At 50.7% G+C, this 7,764-nt stretch carries 7 protein-coding genes; 3 read left to right on the forward strand and 4 right to left on the reverse strand.

Annotation, left to right across the window (positions count from 1 at the left end):
- Positions 1-126 precede the first annotated feature (126 nt).
- Positions 127-486: an SOS response-associated peptidase gene (locus VMJ32_12265; GenBank protein ID HTQ39794.1), complete on the reverse strand. Its 360-nt coding sequence runs from the start codon at positions 484-486 to the stop codon at positions 127-129.
- A gap of 16 nt (positions 487-502) precedes the next feature.
- Here VMJ32_12265 and VMJ32_12270 point away from each other — a divergent pair, with 16 nt between their 5' ends.
- Positions 503-1,222 carry a hypothetical protein gene (locus VMJ32_12270; protein HTQ39795.1) on the forward strand — a complete coding sequence of 240 codons (720 nt, stop codon included), beginning with the start codon at positions 503-505 and terminating at the stop codon, positions 1,220-1,222.
- Positions 1,206-1,421: a hypothetical protein gene (locus tag VMJ32_12275; protein HTQ39796.1), complete on the forward strand. Its 216-nt coding sequence runs from the start codon at positions 1,206-1,208 to the stop codon at positions 1,419-1,421. The genes VMJ32_12270 and VMJ32_12275 overlap by 17 nt, the downstream gene beginning before the upstream one ends.
- A 10-nt stretch (positions 1,422-1,431) precedes the next feature.
- On the opposite strand, the gene VMJ32_12280 is transcribed toward VMJ32_12275, so the two are convergent.
- The 3 genes from VMJ32_12280 to VMJ32_12290 all read right to left on the reverse strand — a co-directional run bounded on the left by VMJ32_12280 (position 1,432) and on the right by VMJ32_12290 (position 4,167).
- Positions 1,432-1,884, reverse strand: coding sequence for a hypothetical protein (locus VMJ32_12280; GenBank protein HTQ39797.1), 453 nt, complete (start codon positions 1,882-1,884; stop codon positions 1,432-1,434).
- A 12-nt stretch (positions 1,885-1,896) separates the two neighbouring features.
- The gene (locus VMJ32_12285; GenBank protein HTQ39798.1) at positions 1,897-3,087 is read right to left on the reverse strand and encodes a nucleotidyltransferase; all 1,191 of its coding nucleotides are present in this window, start codon (positions 3,085-3,087) and stop codon (positions 1,897-1,899) included.
- 108 nt (positions 3,088-3,195) lie between these two features.
- A complete protein-coding gene (locus tag VMJ32_12290; GenBank protein ID HTQ39799.1) occupies positions 3,196-4,167 on the reverse strand; it encodes a S1/P1 nuclease in 972 nt (323 codons plus the stop codon).
- Positions 4,168-4,444: 277 nt separating this feature from the next.
- Between VMJ32_12290 and VMJ32_12295 the strand changes: the two genes are divergently transcribed.
- The gene (locus VMJ32_12295) at positions 4,445-7,660 is read left to right on the forward strand and encodes an SIR2 family protein (GenBank protein HTQ39800.1); all 3,216 of its coding nucleotides are present in this window, start codon (positions 4,445-4,447) and stop codon (positions 7,658-7,660) included.
- The last annotated feature ends 104 nt before the right edge of the window (positions 7,661-7,764 follow it).

Raw genomic sequence — 7,764 nt, forward strand, 5'->3', positions numbered from 1 at the left:
CCCTGGGTTACGTGACCCCGGCAGAATTCGCGGCCCGCTGTGCTGCTTCCGCTTCGGCTACGCCTACGCTCCAGCAGCACAGCGGAGTTACCCGACCCTTACCTTCATAACCCCTGGTACAGAAAATCAAGGCAAGTCAGCGTCGCCCTTAACTTTCTTACCCCCGACTTTTTGCCATTCGTAGAAGCCGTCCGCCGCCACTAGGCAGCGGCGCTTCTTGATGGCAGAGCGGAACATGGGCTTGGTGGCCACGGTCTCACTCACAGCGTTAATCGGGGCGAATTTTGCATCGTTCGCCCACGATGGTACGAAGCCCCACTGCATTTGGGACAATACGCGGCCATTGTCGGTTTGGCGTATCACGAAAATGTTATTCGTTGGGCAAATATTAAACAGCGGAATATCTTCTAGCGTCTGCTGCACCGTGGCCCCATAAGCGTCCAGCAGCCGGTTCAGCCGTTCGCGTAATGTAAATCGTCCGCACATAAAGTATCATGGTGGAATGAAAGTAGAATGGCAATTCGATCATATCGATGTCGAGCGACTTCAGACATTGGTTAAATCGTCGGAAATTGATCCGCCGACGATTCTGTCGCAACCAGTCACCAAAAAGTATTTCTGGCATTCACTCGTTGTTAGCTTACTGAGTCCGCGACAATCTCGACTCGAAAAGTCCATTTTAACACGATTGATTAACACGTCGCCTTTCCCGCTTCGACTTGAGGCGTGCTTGCCTGAAATAAATGCGGTCTCCAAATTTGTGGGCAAGCAGCTATATGAGGTTGGCTGGTACTTCCGCACAGATATTATTGGCAAACAAATCTCGGCAAACTTGGCGTATCTGGAATCTGGCGGTTGGCGAACAACACTCGCCACACTAGAACGAGTGCGGGAACTCCAAACGCCGGAAGCCGAACAAGATGCTGTAGTGTTCATTAGCGACAATTTTAAGGGTTGCGGACCGAGTATATCGCGTGTGCTTTTACAAGAATTGGGTTTGGCTCGTTACGAAACTCCAATTAGCAATCGTCTCATCAAATGGCTTAACCAGAACGGCTTCCCAATAGTTGTTTCACATAATTTGTCGCATTTCTTGGAAGATCCCACAAATTACGATTTTATCTCAACATGTATCCGCAAACTCTGCGAGCAAGCCGGTGTGTTGCCGTGTGTCTTAAAAACTGCGGTTGATCGTCGAGTGAAAGATGAAACCAACGCATAGCGAACTGTGTGCAGCGATTCTTGCTGTCGGGGCTGAACCGATTGGCCTGGATACCGTTTCCGATGAGTCATTCCAGCGGCTCGTAGACCTGGGGCTGGTGATTTTCGATGGCGAAGATTGGAAATTAACATGGGCTGGCGATCAATTACTACCGGCGATGTGGGATGGCCAAGATATACCGAATCTTGCGGAGGATTAGTTCCCGCGTTTCATATCGTCTGTCCAACCAAAACCGGCATCCGGTTGGAGCGGGTCATTATCCGATAGTAATGCGTGGCGGGTTCGGTCAGCATATAAACGCGATCTCGCACCACGACACCTTTGATGCCCTCATTTGCAAGGGTCCAAATGCCGCGGTCAATGGCGAGTGCCGCGGCGATAATCGCCGGTTGCGGACGCAATTCCTGCCATAGTCCCGCTTCAATCCATTCGCGGTGGCACCATCCGCCGGCCGGCAGCGGTCCACCGCCGCGATTACCCCATTTTACAATCCGCAACTGGTTGTCCAAGTTCACGGCCAACACCGGTTGCCGATGGCGCCAAAGAAACTGAATCTCTCGGCCGGCCCCCGGATCCCGCTGGGCGATTCGGTCCGCAAGCCGATGCTGGACAATCAGCGTTTCAGGAATCTCGTGAATCGGTACGGCAACGCCAAGGCACATAATGTCGTTCGGCTAAAAGCAGGTTTTGCCATGGATGTCGCACACTTCGTAGTTGTTGGCACGGTCCAAATACAACTCGGTCAGCGGCAGCGTGGCTGCGCTCCGCAAGGCGAACCGGCCGATCCGCTGATTGATCTGCTGTTTGGCCTCGGCAAGCCGCTGCTGCCGTTCCGTCGGCTGGTCGAAAAGCCCACGCTGAAAGCAACGGCGGCTCTGTAGCCGCTCCGCGATCACGTGCATGTAGGCCAGCGTTTGGCCCTGCCAAAGCCGTCTCCACATTTGCAGGGTGGCCGCGGCGATCAAACCGTAATCTGCGGTCGCCGAGGGCAGACTGGCCCGGAGCCCGGCCCCGCTGGCATCCTTGAATTCGACAGCCAGGGACACTTGCTCACACAACACCAAGTGATAGTCGAGAGCCTCGATCAGCCGCTCGACGTTGCGGATGATCCATGCTTCACACAGTTCTGGAATGGCAGTGGCTTTGCCGACGCTGCCGCCACGGGAAATGAATTTGTGCGGCAACCTCGTTGTGCTGATCGCCGTAACCGGGTTGCCGTTGAGCTCCCACCATAGGCTCTCACCGGTTTTGGTGAGCAAGCGGCGAATAAGCCGCCGATCGGCTCGGGCAAAGTCTGAGCATGTTTTGATGCCGACGGCTTCCAGTTTGCGTTTGCTGCGGCGGGCAATGCCGGTAATCTCGTCCACCGGCCGATCAGCCAGTAGGCCTGCAATTTGTTCGTCGCTCGTGGCGACGTAGCAGCCGAACGGCTTTGCGTTGTCGGACGCTAACTTGGCAAGCGAGCGTGTCCTGGAAATGCCGATCGTAACAGGAACGCGCACTTGGCGGAGAATCCGCTGCTGCAATTGCCGAGGGTCCACATCGGCGGCTTCAAAGAACATTTCATCGATCGAGTAGTATTCGACCGTGGGGCTGACCGTTTGCAGCATGCCCAGCATTTGCCGGGACAGCACTTCGTACCACTCAAAATCGCGTTTGATGAAGATGGCGTTTGGGCAGAGCGGCCGGGCATCCCAAATCGGCATGCCAGTAGTGACACCCTTCGCCTTGAGTTCATAGCTTTTGGCGATGACACAAGCGCCCTGATTTGACAATACGCCTACCGGCAGCTTGTTGAGATACGAATGCCGCACCCGCTCGGCGGAAACGTAGAAGCAATCGGCGTCAAGATGCGCAATGGCCATAGTGTAAACAAGTACACTATATCGTGGCCATTTGTCAAATGGTGGAAATGGGCCACATTGCCGGAATCAGATATTCACGGGAAAGCTGTTTGTACAATAGCATTAATGCTACTGTGCAATCTGATTGAGTAAGGCACCGAGCCGATAGCCTGCTTCCACCACCCGCCGCTCGGCCACACCACCACCCGTTTTTAGATACCGCTCCGTCAAGTGAATCGGCGGTGCTTCCTTCTCGTCGACATAACCGCGAAGGTAACCGGTCACTTCGGAATCGTAAGCCGTCGATTCAGCCAGCGCGTGGCTTTCATCAAGCCAGGTCTTTTCATCGAGGTTGGTGGCGGCATCGGCGCCAGCCTTGCTCTGCTCGGGATCAGCGATCAACTTGATGGCCCGATTACTTGCGGTACGGTAGGACGCCCGCTGCCCAAGAAACTGATCCCACACCGCGTGCAAATTCTGTCGCTGATCGGTTTTGATCGAGTTGCCGCCGCGATCGCCGGCGGGAAACAGATTTTTAGAATACAACGCGGTGGAGTGTAGCGGTTGGTGGATGTCGCCGACGTCGTGCATGATCCAGCAGAGCATGACGGCTTTCTTGGCGTCTGGCGTCGATTTGTCGGCTAGCAATCGGCGAGCTAGTCGAATTACCTGTATCACATTCATGTTTTCTTGCTCCGTATCCGGCGGTTCAAGCGAAATGTTTTCAGTAAGTGTGCCCCCTAAAGCAGCTTGGTCCTCTGGCGTCAGAAACATCGGCAAGTCGATGTAATGCCAATTCCCCCGCGTGAATTCCTTACGTGCATCGCCTTGAAAGCTGCGGGCCATGTCCGGCCAAATCGCTGCCTGCTGAAATATCCACTCGTTCCGCTCAGTGTCGATGGTCAACTCCGCCGGCATTTTCGATTCAAAGTCCTGTTGCCAGCGAGGATGGTTTTTAAGAATGGCCACGATCTTGTCCTGCTGGTCAGGCGTCAGTTGCCGGAAGGCAATCGAGCCGACGATTTTGTGCCCGGCTTCGCTCCAGGCCAGGGCGGTGGAAGTGGCGGCGGCAACCAAAGCAGCAATGAGAATTCGGTGCATGATGTTCTCGTTGGTTGATTTCCCAAGTCCCCTGAAGTTTAATGCAGAGCATGAGTCGGCGACAGCGGATCAAATTGCACTTCGGCCCATATCGGACACCGCGATTTAAGTACGGCTCAATCGTAACGGATGAAAAACGCGGCGACGTAAAGATTGTTGGCTTATCGCCACTGCCGCGCAGGATTGTCAGAAACCCGCCTGACAGATCGCTAGGTCAACGATATTAGATTAGAATCTCCGTCTGTTTCCGATTTTATCTAATAGGGGCTTATCCGCAATGACCGACGGTACTTCGAGACGCAATGTGCTTTTGGAAGACTTACGCAAGCGCATTGCGCAGGGCAATGCAATACTGATCGTGGGCGCTGGAATTTCAATTTCAGCTTCCGGTAATGCGCCCGCAGCCTCTTGGAAGGGCCTGTTGCAAAACGGGTTAGACCGGTGTATCGGGCTTCGACTTCTTGAAGTTCCAGAAGCCGAGAATCTCCGGCGATTGCTTGAATCCAACAAAGCGGATATGTGGTTGGTAGTCGCGCAAGCGGTTGAAAAATTCCTCAAAAAGAGCCTTGGGGAATTTGGAGTTTGGTTGCATGATTCCGTCGGTACTCTTTCGGTAGTTAATCGTGAAATTCTTGAAGCCATTGCCAATCTGAAGTTGCCACTATGGACCACAAATTACGACGGTCTTTTAGAGAGGACGACAAAATTTTTGTCGGTAACTTGGAGGCAGACCTCAAAGGTTGAAAGTGTTGCGAAAGGGGAACTGCAAGCGATCGTCCATCTGCATGGGTATTTCGATGATCCTGATTCGGTCGTATTGGGAGTGTCTAGTTACGACGAGATCGTCAAGGACGAACACACGCAGATTTTCATACGATCAGGTTTCTTAACTAAAACACTCGTTTTCGTCGGATTTGGTAAGGGATTAGACGATCCAAATTTCGGAGCATTATTAGCATGGGCAAATCGTGTTTTTGCGAACTCGCAATATCGTCATTACCGTCTAGTGCGAGATGCAGAGTGTGCTGTGATTGAGGCAGAACGCGATGCAAATGATCGAGTCTATCCAATATCCTATGGCGCAACTCACGATGCTTTAATTCCATTTCTGCAATCACTAGTTGATGGCAACAAAGCGGCTGTTCCTACCGCGACCTCGGAACCCCTTCCGACTACAGAGAGTCAGCAACGGACGATCGATTCATTTCATGCGGAAATTGATATTGCGAAAGGCTACACCGAGCGAGGGGAACCTAACGTAGCAATCGCACTACTGGAAAAGCTAAGGACTAGATATTCGTCCGAATTCAACAATCGAATCTGGTATCGAGTTCTTGCTAATATCGCTCGCGCTCACGAGGAGAATGGGGATTTTGAAAAGGCCGCATCTCTGTACCTTCAGGCCAAAGACTATGAACCAGATAATCCAGATGCAAGATGTTTTGAAGCAGTTGGATATTTTTTGCGTGGCGAAGTCGAGAAAGCCCATTCATTAGCCATTGCGGTAAAAACCGCTTTTCCAAATCACAGTTTAGCTTACGCAGTGTGGGCGCGATCCGCTCCATTATCTCTAGAATTCACTAAGCTTGAGAATGGTGTGCCGGTCCAATTTCGTCGATCTCTGTATGTTGCTAACGCCTTGATGTTTGCAGCCTCCCACCGTCAACAATTCGAGCAAGCAATGTCCTATGGGCGGTTGACATTGGAAGCTGAACCCAACTCGCCAATGCTCATGGAACAACTAGGCTCAGTCTTGACCGACTACGCGCGTTTCCAGGCCAGAGACACTGAAGCCGATGTCCCTTCCGCTGGTAGCCGAGCGCTAGCAATTGAATCGCTCGATCTACTGAATCGAGCATTGCCATTGAGACAAAAAGCTCCAGCAAAAACACGAGCAAGTATTTATTTGCGCCTTGCAATGGCCTACACAATTATTGGAAATGAAACAGAGAAGCATCGTTGCGTGCGACTTGCTTATGATCTCGATCCGCAAAATCCAGATGTCGTGTTGCAGTTTGCGTTGACTTCAGCCGCTAATAATGAATTCTCAACGGCGATTGCTTTGATTAAATCGCTCAAAGAAATTGATGAATATCCCTACATTCGCTATGTGCTCTCAAGCCTTTATCTATCGGATGGAGATAGCTTTAGTGATACCGACGGCCTGATCTGTCTTCTCGCGATAGTGCCAAAGCTAAAAGATTTGGATCACATCGCCCAGTATATAACGGTTTGTAACATCATCGCAATTTATGTTCGCCGTCAAGAAACAGAGAAAGCAGAGGAGATTTTTGCGCAGCTTCCGTCTGACTTTCCGCCATTTGTACCTGATCTATTTCGAGCAGTCCTTCAACGCAAACTCGGGAATGTTCATGAAGCCAAACAGTTCGGCCTAAAAGCATTTTCAATCGCAGATGTAGATCAATCCCCATTTCATCGTGCACTGGCGAGAGAGCTAGCTAATCTGACATTAAATGCAGAAGCACTTTCAATCTGGAAACACCTTTTGAAGCCTGAGTATTTGAGCATTGATACACGGATGGCAGTAAGTAGCGCTGCAAATATTGATGATGCAGAATTTATTCTGGACTTTTGTCCCCGACTGCGAGCAAATGGATTCTACGATCACGATTGTGTCTCAGCCGAATTTAACATACTGAATAAGTTCAACTGTATTGATACCCTAGCGGCGACTTTTGATGATTGTCTGAAATCAATACCTGATGAGAAATACAAACAGGTTCTACGAGTAAATCAAGCGTTGCTCGGCTTTGAATTAGCTAAAGACGAATGGATATGTCACGATCTAGATTTACTTCCCAGAGCTCAAGATACCACTCCGCAAATTGGTCAGGCGGTTGTTCAAATCTTAAAAGCCGGAAATGAGCCACTGAATGCCGTACGTTACGCTTATGAACTACTCAGGCGTAATTTTGCATCAAAAGATGCAAATATGGCGATGATTCATTCTGTTTTGAGCGGTGAAAAGCTCGACATTCCAGAACCTGAAGCTGTCGTGCCGGGTGTCGCCGTAGCATATCAAGAAAACAATCAACAAGTACGATGGTGGATTGTCGAGGACTCACCAAATCCAGAGCGGTGTCGTAATGAGCTAGCGCCTGAGCATCCGCTAGCGGCTCTGCTTCATGGAAAGAAAGTTGGTGAGCAAGTACAGATTCGCGATGCTGAACTACAAGCAAGAGTAGCAAAGATATTGGAACTTAAGAGCAAGTATGTATTCCGTTTTCAGCAATGCCTCAGCGAATTTGAGGAGTATTTTATTGGTGGTAACACCTTTCTGATGCAGTTCTCCACAGCGAGCGAAGAATCAAAAGAGCCAGATATCGGCCCTATGCTACGATCAGTAGAGCAACGGGCTAGTTGGATTAAAGATTGCGAAAACGATTATTTGAAGACTCTCCCGTCAATGAATTTCTTCGCTCGGAAGACACAAACGAGAGTCTATCAAGCTGGCCTGCTGTTGAAAAACTGATCCAGTTGTTATGAAGGTCTTTAGCCCGATGGGCAAGGAGACTTTCACAATGACGACGAAACGTAGGACGCGGCATAGTCCTGAGCAGATCGTGCGGAAGTTGC

The organism is Pirellulales bacterium (genome assembly GCA_035499655.1).
Taxonomy (GTDB): domain Bacteria; phylum Planctomycetota; class Planctomycetia; order Pirellulales; family JADZDJ01; genus DATJYL01.